This window comes from Enterobacter cloacae complex sp. 2021EL-01169, from assembly GCF_020733125.1.
GTDB lineage: Bacteria > Pseudomonadota > Gammaproteobacteria > Enterobacterales > Enterobacteriaceae > Enterobacter > Enterobacter roggenkampii.
Genome location: NZ_JAJFTC010000002.1, coordinates 116587 through 131192 on the forward strand (window position 1 = coordinate 116587; position 14606 = coordinate 131192).

15 protein-coding genes, 1 pseudogene and 1 riboswitch are annotated in these 14606 nt (G+C 62.6%); of the genes and pseudogenes, 5 read left to right on the forward strand and 11 right to left on the reverse strand.

The features are described from left to right. Position 1: 1 nt before the first annotated feature. A complete protein-coding gene (locus tag LLF79_RS06925) occupies positions 2-505 on the reverse strand; it encodes a DedA family protein (RefSeq protein WP_227879298.1) in 504 nt (167 codons plus the stop codon). A 159-nt stretch (positions 506-664) separates the two neighbouring features. Continuing rightward, a riboswitch (M-box (ykoK) riboswitch) is annotated at positions 665-834 on the forward strand. A gap of 60 nt (positions 835-894) precedes the next feature. On the opposite strand from LLF79_RS06925, the gene LLF79_RS06930 reads away from it, so the two are divergent. After that, entirely contained in the window at positions 895-1896 is a 1002-nt protein-coding gene (locus LLF79_RS06930) for a magnesium transporter (RefSeq protein WP_021240818.1), read from the forward strand. A gap of 85 nt (positions 1897-1981) precedes the next feature. Here LLF79_RS06930 and hpxK read toward each other — a convergent pair whose 3' ends face one another. From hpxK to hpxU, 7 genes are all read right to left on the reverse strand, one after another. Continuing rightward, positions 1982-3211 carry an allantoate amidohydrolase gene (gene hpxK / locus LLF79_RS06935; protein ID WP_227879299.1) on the reverse strand — a complete coding sequence of 410 codons (1230 nt, stop codon included), beginning with the start codon at positions 3209-3211 and terminating at the stop codon, positions 1982-1984. Continuing rightward, positions 3208-4449, reverse strand: a complete 1242-nt coding sequence (locus LLF79_RS06940) for an alanine--glyoxylate aminotransferase family protein (RefSeq protein ID WP_046091802.1) — start codon at positions 4447-4449, stop codon at positions 3208-3210. The genes hpxK and LLF79_RS06940 overlap by 4 nt, the downstream gene beginning before the upstream one ends. A gap of 13 nt (positions 4450-4462) precedes the next feature. Beyond that, positions 4463-5200: an amino acid ABC transporter ATP-binding protein gene (locus tag LLF79_RS06945; RefSeq protein WP_023327069.1), complete on the reverse strand. Its 738-nt coding sequence runs from the start codon at positions 5198-5200 to the stop codon at positions 4463-4465. Continuing rightward, complete coding sequence (locus LLF79_RS06950) at positions 5181-5837, reverse strand: amino acid ABC transporter permease (protein ID WP_206804677.1); 657 nt, start codon at positions 5835-5837, stop codon at positions 5181-5183. Before LLF79_RS06950 ends, LLF79_RS06945 begins: the two co-directional genes overlap by 20 nt. After that, positions 5837-6502 carry an amino acid ABC transporter permease gene (locus tag LLF79_RS06955; protein WP_227879300.1) on the reverse strand — a complete coding sequence of 222 codons (666 nt, stop codon included), beginning with the start codon at positions 6500-6502 and terminating at the stop codon, positions 5837-5839. The genes LLF79_RS06950 and LLF79_RS06955 overlap by 1 nt, the downstream gene beginning before the upstream one ends. Positions 6503-6506: 4 nt before the next feature. After that, a complete protein-coding gene (locus tag LLF79_RS06960; protein ID WP_227879301.1) occupies positions 6507-7289 on the reverse strand; it encodes a transporter substrate-binding domain-containing protein in 783 nt (260 codons plus the stop codon). A gap of 192 nt (positions 7290-7481) precedes the next feature. Then, the gene (gene hpxU, locus LLF79_RS06965) at positions 7482-8321 is read right to left on the reverse strand and encodes a MurR/RpiR family transcriptional regulator HpxU (RefSeq protein ID WP_227879302.1); all 840 of its coding nucleotides are present in this window, start codon (positions 8319-8321) and stop codon (positions 7482-7484) included. Positions 8322-8463: 142 nt separating this feature from the next. Between hpxU and hpxW the strand changes: the two genes are divergently transcribed. The 4 genes from hpxW to hpxZ are packed head-to-tail and all read left to right on the forward strand — an operon-like array spanning position 8464 to position 12023. Next, positions 8464-10047: an oxamate amidohydrolase gene (gene hpxW, locus LLF79_RS06970; RefSeq protein ID WP_227879303.1), complete on the forward strand. Its 1584-nt coding sequence runs from the start codon at positions 8464-8466 to the stop codon at positions 10045-10047. 10 nt (positions 10048-10057) lie between these two features. After that, on the forward strand, positions 10058-10246 hold the full coding sequence (gene hpxX, locus LLF79_RS06975) for an oxalurate catabolism protein HpxX (RefSeq protein WP_008499849.1): 189 nt from the start codon (positions 10058-10060) through the stop codon (positions 10244-10246). Beyond that, complete coding sequence (locus LLF79_RS06980) at positions 10243-11640, forward strand: AtzE family amidohydrolase (RefSeq protein ID WP_227879304.1); 1398 nt, start codon at positions 10243-10245, stop codon at positions 11638-11640. The genes hpxX and LLF79_RS06980 overlap by 4 nt, the downstream gene beginning before the upstream one ends. Next, entirely contained in the window at positions 11637-12023 is a 387-nt protein-coding gene (gene hpxZ / locus LLF79_RS06985; protein ID WP_227879305.1) for an oxalurate catabolism protein HpxZ, read from the forward strand. Before LLF79_RS06980 ends, hpxZ begins: the two co-directional genes overlap by 4 nt. A 115-nt stretch (positions 12024-12138) precedes the next feature. Here hpxZ and puuE read toward each other — a convergent pair whose 3' ends face one another. From puuE to LLF79_RS07000, 3 genes and pseudogenes are all read right to left on the reverse strand, one after another. Next, a complete protein-coding gene (gene puuE, locus LLF79_RS06990; RefSeq protein WP_227879306.1) occupies positions 12139-13071 on the reverse strand; it encodes an allantoinase PuuE in 933 nt (310 codons plus the stop codon). After that, a pseudogene (hpxA, locus tag LLF79_RS06995) lies at positions 12956-13826 on the reverse strand (allantoin racemase). The gene puuE and the pseudogene hpxA overlap by 116 nt, the downstream one beginning before the upstream one ends. Then, positions 13826-14542 carry a GntR family transcriptional regulator gene (locus tag LLF79_RS07000; protein WP_032651233.1) on the reverse strand — a complete coding sequence of 239 codons (717 nt, stop codon included), beginning with the start codon at positions 14540-14542 and terminating at the stop codon, positions 13826-13828. The pseudogene hpxA and the gene LLF79_RS07000 overlap by 1 nt, the downstream one beginning before the upstream one ends. Positions 14543-14606: the final 64 nt, after the last annotated feature.

A 14606-nucleotide genomic window follows, 5' to 3' on the forward strand; every position in this document is an offset into this window, starting at 1 on the left:
CTCAAAAGGCGCTGATGCCGGTGACGATGCCGACATACAGCGCCGCCCATACGGCGGCAGAGGCTAGGCTCACGCCGTAAACTTTCACCACGTTCAGCCTGAGCATGCCTGCCGCCAGCGGCACGATGTAGCGCAGCACTGCCAGGAAACGCGCGGTAAACAGCACCAGCACTCCGTTTTTTTGTAGCTGATGCTGCACCCGCAGAAATTTACCGGCGTGTTTTGCCGTGAAGCGGGTCATCCAGCGCGTGTGCCCCATCCGCTGCCCTAAGTGGTAGTTCAGCGCCGAGCCCGCCGTTGCCCCCATCACCACGGCCAGCCAGGCCAGGGCAGGATGCATGCTCCCCTGGCTGACGCCGATGCCCGCCAGCAGCATCACCGAGGCGGGAGGCAGCACGGAGGAGATCAGCACCGTCGATTTGCTCAGCGCCATCACGAATAACAGCGCGAACAGATGTGCCGGATACAGCGCAAAATGATTCAGCAGATTATCAAGCCACGCCATTTTCCTCTCTCCCGTTAATTATTTAATTCTCCATTTAAAATGAATTACCTTAAATAAACCCTCAACATTTTATTAATAATATTTATCTAAACCGTTCTTAAACATTATTTAATTTTCTGAGCGCTAAATTTAAACAGGCGTATTATCCCTCTCGTTTTACAACGATCTCGTTATGGCGAGGCTCCTGTACAAATACACGTTATCGCTCTGGTAGGTTCGAGAGAATCGGCACAGGGTAAAACAGGCACTGTCGAATCAAGGCTTTGTCAGTATAACTTCCCTTGCGGGATACGGTGTACAGTGCTGAACCCAGGACGTGGGGATCTCCTCTTCGACATGCCCTGTCTTGCTCGCCCCTGAGAGATGTTATTATTCAAAGGGAATTCACTATGTCTTACGCTATTCACAACCAAAACCTGGCATTCAATGACAGCGCGGTCGCGCAATATATGAATACCGATTTTATCGTCCTCGATATTGCATTATGCGTGGCGCTGGCGCGCGAGCAATTCTTCAAAAAATTAAAAGACGATGATATTCCGTCGCATATTTTTATTGAAGACAATGGCCGCCTTGCGGGGATGGTTGCCGTGCGCAAGCTGCTACAGACCACAGATACCGTACAGCCAATTAAAAGCCTGATGATTTCGCAGTTTTTGCAGGTCAAACCGGAGGATGAACGTGCCGATGTTGCAGGACTGCTGGCGCACGGCGACGCAGATGTCGTGCCCGTGGTGACCCACGGCAAACTCGTCGGCTGCCTGACCGAGCGCGAAATTGCCCATCTGCTGGAAGATGACGTCACCGAAGATGCCCAGCTTCAGGGGGCGACGCTGCCGCTGGAGAAGCCCTATCTGGAAACCAGCGCCTTCAGCCTGTGGAAGAAACGCTCCGTCTGGCTGCTGCTGCTGTTTGTCGCCGAAGCCTACACCAGCTCGGTCATTCAGCATTTTGAAGAGGCGCTGGAGTCCGCCATCGCGCTGGCGTTCTTTATTCCGCTGCTGATCGGCACGGGCGGCAACAGCGGGACGCAGATCACCTCCACGCTGGTGCGCGCCATGGCGCTGGGTGAAGTTCATCTGCGCGACGTGGGCCGCGTGCTGCGCAAAGAGATGACCACCTCGCTGATGATTGCCGTGACGCTCGGCATTGCCGGGTGCATTCGCGCCTGGATGATGGGGATCGGGCTGGAGATTACGCTCATCGTCAGCCTGACGCTGGTGTGCATTACGCTCTGGAGCGCGATTGTCTCGTCCGTCATTCCGATGGTGCTCAAGCGCTGCGGCATTGACCCGGCGGTCGTCTCCGCGCCGTTTATCGCGACGCTGATCGACGGTACCGGGCTGATTATCTACTTTAAGATCGCGCAATATACGCTGGGGCTGGAGTGATGTGATTCCTTGCCGGGTGGCGCTGCCGCTTACCCGGCCTACCCATCCCGTAGGCCCGTGCAAGCGCAGCGCCGCCGGGCAACAATCAGATCGCACCAAGCGCTCTCACCGCCTGCCCAAATGCCTCAATCGCCAGGGCAACATCCTCAGCCATCACCGATTCCGCCGGGTGGTGGCTTATCCCGCCCTTACAGCGCACAAACAGCATCCCCACCGGCCAGCGTTCCGCCAGGGCGATGGTGTCATGCCCGGCGCCGCTGGGCAGAGATAACGAGCGCCCCTGCACCGATTCAACCGCGTCGCCCAGCAGGCGCTGCAAACGCGCATCGCACGGCGTGGCGGCGATCCGGTAAAACTCCTCGGCGCTGAAGCTCAGCCCGCGACGGGCGGCGATCGCCTGCGCCTGCGCCAGCAGTTCAGCGAGCAGCGCGTCCAGCGGGGCATCCTGCGGGCCGCGAATATCCAGCGAGAGCGCAACCTCGCCGGGGATGACGTTGACCGCGCCGGGCAGGCAGCGCAGTTCCCCGACCGTCGCCACCCGGTTGCCGCCCTGCTGCCGGGTGGTGTTTTCAATCAGCACCATCCACTCGGCGGCGGCGGCCAGAGCATCCTTACGATGGTTCATCGGCACGGTACCGGCGTGCCCGGCCTCGCCGGTGAAGCGGCAGTTGAGGCGGCGCGCGCCGTTGATGGCTTCCACCACGCCCAGCGCCAGCCCTTCCTGCTCCAGACACGGTCCCTGTTCGATATGCAGTTCCAGACAGGCGCTGAAATCCTCCTGATGCCTTGCCGCGAGCGCCACGCGAGTGGGATCGAGTCCTGCCTGCACCATCGCCTGCGCCACGCTGATGCCCTGGGCATCGCACGTCTCCAGCCAGCCCTGCGGCCAGGTTCCCGTCAGACCACGGCTGCCCAGCAGGGTGATGCCAAAACGGGTCCCCTCTTCGTCGCCAAAGCCGACAATCTCGATGGCCTGCGCCAGATGCCGCCCCTGCTTGTGCAGGTTGTCCACCACTTCGATGGCGGTGAGCACCCCGAGCATGCCGTCGTAGCGCCCGGCGTTGCGTACGGTGTCCAGATGCGAGCCGAGCAGCACCGCCTGCGCCCCCTCCTGCGCGCCCTCGTAGCGTCCACAGATATTGCCCACGCTGTCCTGCCAGACGGTCATGCCCGCCTGGCGCATCCACTCCCCAACCAGCTGGTTGGCCTGGAGATGCTGCGTGGAGAGATAGACCCGCGTCAGGCCGTCCGGGGTTTCGCTGATGGCGGCCAGCGCGTCGGCGCGCGCCATCACCCGCTCTGTCGCCGGGCTCATTGCGGCGTCTCGCGACGATAGTGGTCCCACGCGGCCTGCATGGCGGCCCCCTGGGTGGTGGTGAATTTGAGGTAGTTCAGCACCGACTCCAGCGCGCTCAGGGTAGTCATCACGCAGTCCTTGCGCGCGTTGTAGCCCATGGTGCCAATGCGCCACACTTTGCCGTGCAGCGGGCCAAACGAGGTACCGATCTCAATCCCGAAATCCTCCAGCATCAGCTTACGCACCTGGTCGCCGTTGATCCCCTGCGGGATGACCACGCCCAGCACGTTGTTCATCTTGTGCTTCAGGTCGCCGAAGGTCTCCAGCCCCATCGCCTGAATGCCCTTCAGCAGCGCATCGCCGTGCAGCCTGTGGCGCGCGATGCCGTTATCCAGCCCCTCCTGCAGGATCAGCCGCGCGCATTCGCGGGCGCCAAACAGCGCGGTAGTTGCTTCGGTGTGGTGGTTCAGCCGCTCCGGCCCCCAGTAGTCCATCACCATGCCGAGATCGAAGTAGTTGGAGTAGATCATCTCCTCGTCGCCGTCGCGGTGGGCGTCGGTGCGAATGCCCTCCTCCACGCACTTGCGGCGACGGATTGCCTCTTCCATCCGCGCGCTCAGGGTGATCGGCGACGTGCCCGACGGGCCGCCGAGGCACTTCTGCATCCCGGCCGAGACGGCGTCCAGCCCCCAGGCGTCGGTCTCCAGCGCGTTACCGCCGAGCGACGCGGTGGCATCGGTGTAAAACAGCACGCCGTAGCGGCGGCAGATCGCGCCAAGCTCGGCGAGCGGCTGCAGCATGGTGGTGGAGGTGTCGCCCTGCACGGTCAGCAGCAGGCGCGGACGAATACGCTTAATCGCATCCTCCACCTGGTCCGGGGTAAACACCTCGCCCCACGGTACTTCGATGGTATGCACCTCCGCGCGGCAGCGGCGGGCAATTTCGCACAGCAGGTGACCAAAGCGGCCAAAGACCGGCACCAGCACCTTATCGCCCGGGCGAATGGCGGAGACCAGAATGGCTTCAATCCCCGCGCGGGAGGTGCCGTCCACCAGCATCGTCCAGCGGTTTTCGGTGCGGAACACGCCGCGATAGAGCGCCATCACCTCGTTCATGTAGTGTGTCATGGCCGGATCGTACTGGCCGATCAGCTGGCTCGACATGGCGCGCAGCACGCGCGGGTCGGCGTTGATCGGGCCCGGCCCCATCAGCAGGCGCTGCGGCGGGTTGATTTGCGGAAAGTGTGCGATATCCATTATTCAGTCCTTATCAGTTGAGGCCGCGCACGGAGGAGATGAACTGCTTCAGTTCCGTGGTCTGCGGGTTGGCGAACAGCGTTTTGCTGTCGCCCTGCTCCCAGACTTTCCCCTGGTGCATAAACACCACGCGGTCGCCCACTTCGCGGGCAAAATTCATTTCATGGGTAACCAGTATGAGCGTCATCCCCTCGGCCGCCAGCTGCTCCAGCACCTTGAGCACTTCGCCCACCAGCTCCGGGTCGAGCGCGGAGGTGATCTCGTCGCAGAGTAACACTTTCGGCGACATCGCCAGCGCCCGGGCAATGGCCACGCGCTGCTGCTGGCCGCCGGAGAGGCTCGACGGGTAGTAATCCAGACGATCGCCTAAGCCCACTTTCTCCAGCATCTGCTGCGCCAGCGCCCGGCATTCGGCGGCGCTTTTCTTCAGCACCCGACGCGGGGCGAGCATCACGTTTTCCAGCGCCGTCATGTGCGGGAACAGGTTGAAGCTCTGAAACACCATCCCGACCGAGCGGCTGATTTCGCGCGCCTGGGAATCCCGGTCGGTAATGGTCATGCCGCCCAGCTTGATGCTGCCGTCCTGATAGCCTTCCAGGCCGTTGATGCAGCGCAGCAGCGTGCTTTTGCCCGATCCGCTGCGCCCGATGATGGAGATCACCTGGCCCATGTCGATATCCAGATCGACGCCCTTGAGCACGTGGTTATCGCCGTAGTACTTCTGCACCTGATTAATGGTGATGAGAGGCATTGAATTTCGTCTCCAGATAGCGGCTGTAGCGCGACAGCGGATAACACAGAATAAAGTAGCCCAGCGCCACCAGCGCAAAGACCTTAAACGGCTGATAGGTCACGTTGGTCAGCATGGTCCCGGCCTTGGTCAGCTCGACAAAGCCGATAATCGATGCCAGCGCGGTCCCCTTGATCACCTGCACGGCAAAGCCGACCGTCGGCGCAATGCCGATGCGCAGCGCCTGCGGAGCGACCACGCGAAACAGGATCTGTCCAAAGGTCAGCCCCAGACAGCGCGATGCTTCCCACTGCCCCTTCGGCAGCGCGCGAATGCTGCCGTACCAGATATCGAGCAGAAACGCGCTGGTGTAAAACGTCAGCGCCAGCGAGGCGGCGGTCCACGGCGAAACGTCGATGCCGAACAGCGCCACGCCGAAGAAGGCCAGGAACAGCTGCATCAGCAGCGGCGTGCCCTGAAACAGCTCAATATAGCCGCGGATGATGCGCTTCACCGTGCGTCCGCCCGTCAGGCGCAGCAGCAGCAGAGGCAGCGTCACCGCCGCCCCGCCGACGAACGCCACCAGCGACAGCAGCACCGTCCAGCGTCCGGCCAGCAGCAGGTTGCGAATAATGTCCCAGTCGGTAAAGGTGGTCATCATGCCTGCACCCCCAGCCATTTGCGTCCTGCCGCCATCATCAGCTGACGCAGGGTAATCGACAGCGCCAGGTAAATCCCGGTGGTCACCAGATAGACCTCGAAGCTCAAAAACGTTCTGGACTGGATCAGGCTGGCGGCGAAGGTCAGCTCTTCATAGGAGACCTGCGACACCACCGACGAGCCGAGCATCACGATGATGCACTGGCTCACCAGCGCCGGATAAATGCGCTGCAGCGCAGGCGGCAGCACCACGCGGATAAAGGTCTGCAGGCGGGTCAGCCCCAGCACGCGACCGGCCTCCCACTGCCCTTTCGGCGTGACCTGAATGCCGGCGCGGATAATCTCGGTGCTGTAGGCGCCCAGGTTCACCACCATGGCCAATAGCGCCGCTTCCCCCGCCGTCATCTTCAGCCCGAGATTCGGCAGGCCGAAGACGATGAAAAACAGCTGCACCACAAACGGCGTGTTGCGGATGATTTCCACGTACGCGCCCCAGATCCGGCTGTACCAGGTGGTGCGTCCGCTGCGGATCGCCGCCCCGAAAATTCCGATTGCCAGCCCGCCGACGGTGGCCATTACCGTCAGCTGAATGGTGACCAACAATCCCGCCAGCAGCGCCGGCCAGTGCGGCCAGAGGGCTGAAAAATCAAGTTGCTCCGTCATCGGCTCAGACGCCAAGATTTGCCGGCAGCGGGGCCTTCAGCCATTGCTCAGACAGGCCGTTCAGCGTGCCGTCCTTGATGCCCTGCTCAATCAGCGCGTCCACTTTTGCCTTCAGGGCCGGTTCGTTTTTCTTCAGGCCAATAAAGCACGGCGAGTCTTTCAGCATAAAGCTCGGGACCGGGGCTTTATCCGCGTTCTGGCGCGAAATGGCCGCCACCACGAGGTTGCCTGTTGCCACGTACTGCACCTGGCCAGAGAGGTAGGCGGAGAGCGTGGTGTTATTGTCTTCGTAGCGCTTCACGTCCGCGTCTTTCGGCGCCAGGCCGGTCAGCACCATGTCCTCCACCGCCCCGCGCGTCACGCCGATGGTTTTTCCGCTGAGCGCGGCGGCGTCCTTCAGTTCAGCCCCTTTCGGACCAAACACGCCGAGGAAGAACGGCGCGTAGGCGCGGCTGAAGTCGATCACCTTCTCGCGCTCCGGGTTTTTACCGAGGCTGGAAATGACCAGGTCCACCTTATCGGTTTGCAGGTACGGCACACGGTTGGCACTGGTCACGGGCACCAGCTGCAGCTTGAGCTTCATCTGTTTGGCCAGATAGCGCGCCATGTCGATGTCGTAGCCCTGCGGCTGCAGATCGGTTCCCACCGAGCCAAACGGCGGGAAATCCTGCGGAACGGCAATGCGAATGGTGCCGCGCTTCTCGATATCCTGAAGCTGGTCAGCCTTTGCCGGCAGCTGTGTGAAGAGGCATGCGGCCCCGACCAGTGCAATTAACAGTTTTTTCATGGTGCTTCCCCGTAACGTTAACATGAAACAAAAGATTCTTTGAAGGTGTTTTTGCAACTAATGTGCCAGATAAGGCGAAGCGGGGAATATTCTTGCGAAGCTTGATAAAACGCGGACGGGTCGAAAAAACGTGCGTTTCTCCGACCCGTCAACTGCACCATTTCAATGCAAAAGCACCAGTCTGATGCCCCATTATCGCTGTTCGAGTTCGTTCAGCTGCTGGTAGAGGGAGGCGATCTCGTGAATGCGCGGACGGCCTTTATCGAGGATCTCATGCAGGAAGGCGTTCGCCAGCAGGTTGATCAGGCTGTTAACCGACGAATAGCTGTCATAGGCGGAGACGCTGTCCAGCGGGGTGCAGAGCTGCCAGCTCGCCAGCGGAAACAGGCTGTGGGCCTGCGGCTCGCACATCAGCAGCACCGGAATACCGATGCTCTGAAGCTGCTGCAGCAGCGGGCGGATGATGCGCGGGCGACGGCGAAAGGCCATCATCACCACCAGATCGTCCGGCGTTAAGTCCACCAGCTCCTCGCTCAGGCTCTGCCCCGGCTGCGGCAGGACCAGCACCTGACCGCGCGCCTGCAGCAGCTGCTGGCGCAGGTGCAGCGCCGCCGGATAGGCGTTACGCATGCCGATAATGACGATGCGCCGCGCCTTCACCATGCAGGCCATCGCGTCGGCAAACTGCTGCGCGTCAAGGGCATTGACCCACTGGGTCAGGTTCGCCATCTCCTGCTTATAGTGGCGCGCCAGCAGCGTGTTGCCCTGCACCGCGTCGCGGTTATCGGTGAGCGGCATTCCGCTCTGGCGCAGGGTGCGCAGCTCGTCGCGCATGTCCTTATATTTCTCATAGCCCAGCCGCTTAAACAGACGGCTCACCGTGGCTTTCGACACCCCGCTCAGCTGCGCAAGCTCGGCGCTGTTGTAGCTAATCAGATCGTCAAAATGGTCGAATATAAAGTCCGCCACCCGCTGCTCCTGCGGCGACAGCGACGGGTATTGTGCTTTCAGACGTTCATCTAACTGTTCCATAGCGCCTCTGTAACTTTTGTTTCATTACATTGTACCTTTTTTGTATGTATTCATTATACGTGCCAGTTTACTGAAACTTTTCTTTCAGAATTGGAACAGCTTTTGCAGCACCTTGTGACTTTCAGAGTTACGAGGACGCTTCATGCAAAGTAATGTCTCCACGCACGGCATGGCCGTTGCGCCCCACAATCTTGCCAGCCAGAGCGCGCTGGCGGTGCTGCGCGAAGGCGGCAGCGCGATAGAGGCGATGGTCGCAGCAGCGGCCACCATCGCCGTGGTTTACCCGCATATGAACGGGCTGGGCGGCGATGGCTTCTGGCTTATCGTGCCGCCGGAAGGCGACCCCATCGCCATTGACGCCAGCGGCGCGGCAGGTTCGCGGGCAACGCTTGCCGCCTACGACGGTCTGGCGCATATCCCCCATCGCGGGCCCCGTGCGGCGCTGACCGTCGCCGGCACGGTAAGCGGCTGGGACGAGGCGCTGAAGGTCTCGCGCGAAATCACCGGCAAAACGCTGCCGCTGGCCCGCCTGCTGGCCGACGCCATTGACTATGCGCAGAACGGCACCCCGGTCACGGCCTCTCAGGCCCACGCCACGGCCAGCAAGTTCGACGAGCTGAAGGCCATCCCCGGCTTCGCGGAAACCTGGCTGGTCGACGGTAAGCCGCCGCAGGTCGGGAGCCGGTTTTACCAGCCCGCCATGGCCACGACCCTGACGCGCCTGGCGGAAGAGGGTCTCGACAGCTTTTATCGCGGCCCGCTGGCGGAAGTCCTGGCGCACGGCATGAAGACGCTGGGTCTCCCCGTAACGCTGGCCGATCTCAACGCCCACGCGGCCCGGCGCACCACGCCGCTGAAGCTGGAGCATCAGCAGGGAGAGATCTTTAACCACGCCCCGCCAACGCAGGGGCTGGTCTCGCTGGCGATACTCGGCATCACCGACCGCCTGAAAATGGCGGAAGCCGACGATGCCGACACCCTGCACCGCATCGTGGAAGCCACCAAGCTGGCCTTTGGCCTGCGCGATGCCCACATCACCGACCCACGCGCGCTGAAAACCGATGTTCAGAAACTGCTGGATCCCGCCGCCCTGCAGGCCCTTGCCGACAGGGTTGACGACGGCCGCGCCGCGCCGTGGGGAACCGGAAAAGGCCCCGGCGATACGGTGTGGATGGGGGTGATGGACAGCAGCGGGCTTGCCGTCTCGTTTATCCAGAGCCTTTATCACGAGTTCGGCAGCGGCGTTGTCCTGCCCGATACCGGCATCGTCTGGCAGAACCGGGGCGCATCGTTCAGCCTCGATCCCGCCCATCTTCTGGCCCTCGCGCCGGGCAAACAGCCGTTCCACACCCTGAACCCGGCGGCGGCGCGTCTGAAGGACGGGCGCGTGATGGTCTACGGCTCGATGGGCGGCGACGGACAGCCGCAAACCCAGGCCGCGCTCTTTACCCGCTACGTTGTCCAGAGCATCCCCCTGCAGGAGAGCATCACCCGCCCACGCTGGCTGCTGGGGCGCACCTGGGGGCAAACCTCAGACACCTTAAAGCTTGAAGGGCGTTTTTCACCCGAGACGGTCGCGCGCCTGCGGGCACTCGGTCACGAGGTGGAGCTATTCCCTGACTTTAGTGAAGCCATGGGCCACGCGGGCGCGATTGTTCGCCACCCCAACGGGCTGTTTGAAGGGGCATTTGACCCGCGCAGCAACGGCGCGGCCGCCGGATTCTGAGGAGAAAACAATGACGACACACCAACCCGACTGGCAGGCGTACCTGGCGCAGATGGAAACCGTACTCGGCGTGACGCTGGATGACGCCCGCCGGGCCGAGCTGCAGCTGCAGTTTAGCCGCATAGCCAGCATGGCCGCCCCGCTGATGGCGCTGCCGCTCGACGACCGTCTGGAGATCGCAGGAGTGTATAAAGCATGACGCTACACGAGATGAGTATCAGCGCTATTCAGCAGGCGCTGAGCGCTGGGGAGCTGAGCGCTCGCGAGATCGCCCGCCAGACGCTGGAGGGGATTGCGCGCGTTAACCCGCAGATCGGCGCCTGGACCGCCGTGACGGAAGCACGCATGCTCGCCGAGGCCGACAATATCGATACCCTGCGACGGGAAAAGCGCCCCCTGCCGCCGCTGGCGGGCGTGCCCTACGCGGTAAAAAATCTGTTCGACGTTGCCGGTCACACCACCCTCGCCGGGGCCGAGCTGTTCAGCCAGCGCCCCGCTGCCGCCGCCGACAGCTTCGCCGTGCGCCAGCTGCGCAGCGCGGGCGGGCTGCTGACCGGGATGGTCAATATGGACGCCTACGCCTACGGCTTTACCACCGAGAACAGCCACTACGGCGCGACGCGTAACCCGCACGATCTGACGCGCATTGCGGGCGGGTCGTCCGGCGGTTCAGCCGCCGCGGTGGCCGCCGGGCTGGTGCACTTTTCGCTCGGCACCGACACCAACGGCTCGATTCGCGTTCCGGCCTCCCTGTGCGGCATCTACGGCCTGAAGCCCACCTTTGGCCGCCTGTCGCGATCCGGCAGCCATCCGTTTGTCGCGAGCCTGGATCATATCGGGCCCTTTGCGCGCCGCGTATGCGACCTGGCGTCCGTGTACGACGCGCTGCAGGGCCGGGACACCAGCGACGGTTTTCAGGCAGAGAGCTCGCGCGAACAGACGCGCCCCCTGCTTGACCGCGGGCTTGACGGCCTGCGCTGCGCGGTGCTCGGCGGCTACTTCACCACCTGGTGCGACGCAGACGCCAGAGCCGCCGTGGCGCGGGTAGCGAAAGCGCTCGACGTGCAGGATGAGCTGCAGTTCCCTGACGCCGAGCTGGCGCGTTCGGCGGCGTTTATCATCAGCGCCTCCGAAGGGGGAAATCAGTACCTGCCCGCGCTTCGCCGGGAGCCCGAGCGTTTTGAGCCGCACTCCCGCGAACGCCTGCTGGCCGGGGCGATGATCCCTTCCGCCTGGTACATTCAGGCCCAGCGGTTTCGCGCGCAGGCACGGCAGGCGTTTCACGCGCTGTTTGCACGGGCCGACGTGCTGATTGCCCCGGCAACGCCGCGCAGCGCCACGCGGATCGGCGAGCAGACCATGGAGATTAACGGTCAGCCGCTTCCCATCCGCGCCAGCATGGGGATGCTGACCCAGCCGATTTCGTTTTTAGGCCTGCCCGTGACCACCGTTCCGCTGCGCACCGCGCAGGGCGCGCCCATTGGCCTGCAGCTGATTGCCGCGCCGTTTAACGAGCAGGCCTGCCTGCGCGTCGCGCGGGTTCTGGAAGAGAGCGGCATCACCGATGCCCGTCCGGCGGAGATAGCAACATGATGAATCACGATGACATTAACCTCCCGTGGGTGGTTGCCGAGGTGACGGCCGCGTTTTACCGCTATGAGGACGCGCTGGTGAGCAACAACGTTGCGGTGCTGGACGAGCTGTTCTGGCACGACAAAAACACGGTGCGGCTGGGGGCGGGTGAAAACCTGTACGGGATCGATGAAATCCGCGCCTTTCGCGCGGCGCGCCCCGCCGCCGGGCTGCAGCGGACGCTGCGGCACACCGTCATCACCACCTTCGGGGAGGATTATGCCGTGTGCAGCACTGAGTTTACCCGCGAGAGCACAGAACGCATTGGCCGCCAGCAGCATACGTGGGTGCGGTTTGCCTACGGGTGGCGCATCGTGGCGGCGCAGGTGAGTTTGATGGTGTAACGCTGAAAAACCTGCCCGGTGGCGCTGCGCTTACCGGGCCTACGATGTCCCGTATGCCATGTGGGCCCTGTAGGCCGGGTAAGGCGCAGCCGCCACCCGGCAAAACATCGCACACTTACTGCTGAAACGGATGTACCTCCCGCCAGTGGTCGGCAATCTGCTGGCGGGTACAGACCCACACCCGCTCGTGCTGCTGCACATAATCCAGGAACCGCTGCAGCGCCCGAAAACGCCCCGGTCGCCCCAGCAGGCGGCAGTGCATGCCGATGGACATCATCTTCGGCGCGCTTTCCCCCTCTTCGTACAGCACGTCAAAACTGTCCTTCAGATACGTATAAAACTGCTCGGCGGTGTTAAATCCCTGCGCGGTCGCAAAGCGCATGTCGTTCGCATCCAGCGTATAGGGCACAATCAGGTGCGGTTTGCGGGTGCCGTCGCTGCAGGCCACTTCCGTCCAGAAGGGCAAATCGTCGCCGTAGTAGTCGCTGTCGTAGTCAAAACCACCGTGCTCCACCACCAGCTGGCGCGTGTTGGGGCTGTCGCGCCCGGTGTACCAGCCCGCTGGCGGCTTGCCGAACAGGTCGGTCAGAACGTGCACCGCCTTGTGCAGGTGTTCGCGCTCCTGGCTGATGTCCATATTCTGATAGTGGATCCAGCGCCAGCCGTGGCTGACCACATCGTAATCCGCGGCTTTGATCGCCTCAACAATCTCCGGGTGACGCGCCAGCGCCATCGCCACGCCAAAGACCGTCAGCGGCAGGCCGCGTTTCTGAAATTCATTGTGGATCCGCCAGAACCCGGCGCGGCTGCCGTATTCGTAGAGGGAGTCCATCGACATGTGTTTGTCCGGGTAGCTGGCCGCGCCGATGATGTCCGACAGGAACTGCTCGGATCCGGCATCGCCGTGCAGAACGTGGTTTTCCGCCCCTTCCTCATAGTTGAGCACAAACTGCACGGCGATGCGTGCCTGATTCGGCCACCGCGCGTGCGGCGGGTTGCCCGCGTAGCCGCGCAGATCCCGCGGATAATCCTGTTCGAAAAGCCCCATTGCCACCCCCAAAATTAAAATGGATTCAATGCCTGAAAATGCCCGCTTAACGCTTTGTTCTCCGGGAACGCCAGATCGCCGTGCTTGCTGGTCGACAGCCCCAGCGCCACCAGCGACTCCACCATCTTTACCGCCGCGCTGACGCCGTCGATCACCGGCACGCGCAGTTCGCGGGTCAGCTCCTGCGCCAGGGTCGCCATGCCGCCGCAGCCCAGCACGATGGCACCGCAGCCATCCTCTTGCAGCGCCTGTATACAGCGCGCGCGCACTTTTTCCTGCGCCAGACCGCTGCCGTCTTCCAGCGCCAGCACCGGGAGATCGATAGCGTGCAGCGCCGCGCAATGGTCCTGAAAGCCATACTGGTGCAGCAGATGACGGGCAATGATCAGCGTGCGCGGCAGCGTGGTAACTACCGAAAAGCGCGTCGCCACCAGCGTCGCCATATGCATGGCGGCTTCCGCAATGCCGACTACCGGCCCCTGCGCCAGCTCACGCGCCGCCAGCAGGCCCGGATCGCCAAAGCAGGCGATGACGTGACCATCCACGCCCTGCTCCCTGCCTTTTTTGATCTGTTCCAGGACACCGACGGCGGCGATGGCCTCATCGAAGTGGCCTTCTATGGACGGCACACCCGCGCTCGGACAGACCGCGAGGATCTCCGTCCCCGGCGCCGCCACCGCGCGGGCCGCCGCGCCGATGGTTTCCGTCATGGCGAGGCTGGTGTTGGGGTTGATCACTTGTATACAGACAGACATTACGACTCCTTGTGGCCGGCAAACAGCCGGGCAAAATCAGGCAGGCACTCGCCCGCCCGCTCGAAGCAGAGGCTGGCGACGATATGTTCAAAATGGTGCATGAGGGCATCGCTTAGTGGCTCAAGCGCCTTCTGGCGCAGCAGATCCACCAGCTGTTCGTGATCGTTGCAGCGGCATCCCTGACGCCACGGCGCGCCCCAGGTGGCAATCACCAGCGAAGAACGCTGGCTCAGGCCGGTCACCATCTCCGTGAGCACCTGGTTGCCGGAGATGGCCTGCAGCTGAATGTGGAAATTGGCGGAGTGGCGAATCGCCGCCGGGCCGTCATAGGCCTCGTGCGCCTGCTGCTCCTGGCGAATGATGGCCTCCAGCGCGGCAAGGTGCGGCGGCTGACAGTGGGCCAGCACGTCCGGCAGGTTAGCGACCTCCAGCAGCGCGCGTGTGCGGAAGATGTGCCGCGCCTCTTCCACCGTGGGGCTGGCGACGTGTGCACCACGCTTGGGCGTCAGGGTGACCATTTGCACAGCGGCGAGTCGTTGAAGCACCTTGCGGATGCCCGTGCGGCTCACGCCAAAGACCTCTGCCAGCGCCTCTTCCGGCAATTTGCTCCCCGGCAGCAGCTGGTGTTCGACAATCGCGGTCATCAATGCCTGGAAGATGGTTTCGTCTTTGTCATGCAGGTCTGACGCGGTCTGCAGGGCGTTTATGTTGTTCATTCACCACTCCGAATTTACTTTCCGTTATCGAATCGTATACATAAAAATAAAATATTGCATACAA

Excerpts from the sequence above, each read along its gene's own strand:
- LLF79_RS06925 (WP_227879298.1), bottom strand. The coding sequence starts at position 505 with ATGGCGTGGCTTGATAATCTGCTGAATCATTTTGCGCTGTATCCGGCA.
- LLF79_RS06930 (WP_021240818.1), top strand. The coding sequence starts at position 895 with ATGTCTTACGCTATTCACAACCAAAACCTGGCATTCAATGACAGCGCG.
- hpxK (WP_227879299.1), bottom strand. The coding sequence starts at position 3,211 with ATGAGCCCGGCGACAGAGCGGGTGATGGCGCGCGCCGACGCGCTGGCC.
- LLF79_RS06940 (WP_046091802.1), bottom strand. The coding sequence starts at position 4,449 with ATGGATATCGCACACTTTCCGCAAATCAACCCGCCGCAGCGCCTGCTG.
- LLF79_RS06945 (WP_023327069.1), bottom strand. The coding sequence starts at position 5,200 with ATGCCTCTCATCACCATTAATCAGGTGCAGAAGTACTACGGCGATAAC.
- LLF79_RS06950 (WP_206804677.1), bottom strand. The coding sequence starts at position 5,837 with ATGACCACCTTTACCGACTGGGACATTATTCGCAACCTGCTGCTGGCC.
- LLF79_RS06955 (WP_227879300.1), bottom strand. The coding sequence starts at position 6,502 with ATGACGGAGCAACTTGATTTTTCAGCCCTCTGGCCGCACTGGCCGGCG.
- LLF79_RS06960 (WP_227879301.1), bottom strand. The coding sequence starts at position 7,289 with ATGAAAAAACTGTTAATTGCACTGGTCGGGGCCGCATGCCTCTTCACA.
- hpxU (WP_227879302.1), bottom strand. The coding sequence starts at position 8,321 with ATGGAACAGTTAGATGAACGTCTGAAAGCACAATACCCGTCGCTGTCG.
- hpxW (WP_227879303.1), top strand. The coding sequence starts at position 8,464 with ATGCAAAGTAATGTCTCCACGCACGGCATGGCCGTTGCGCCCCACAAT.
- hpxX (WP_008499849.1), top strand. The coding sequence starts at position 10,058 with ATGACGACACACCAACCCGACTGGCAGGCGTACCTGGCGCAGATGGAA.
- LLF79_RS06980 (WP_227879304.1), top strand. The coding sequence starts at position 10,243 with ATGACGCTACACGAGATGAGTATCAGCGCTATTCAGCAGGCGCTGAGC.
- hpxZ (WP_227879305.1), top strand. The coding sequence starts at position 11,637 with ATGATGAATCACGATGACATTAACCTCCCGTGGGTGGTTGCCGAGGTG.
- puuE (WP_227879306.1), bottom strand. The coding sequence starts at position 13,071 with ATGGGGCTTTTCGAACAGGATTATCCGCGGGATCTGCGCGGCTACGCG.
- LLF79_RS07000 (WP_032651233.1), bottom strand. The coding sequence starts at position 14,542 with ATGAACAACATAAACGCCCTGCAGACCGCGTCAGACCTGCATGACAAA.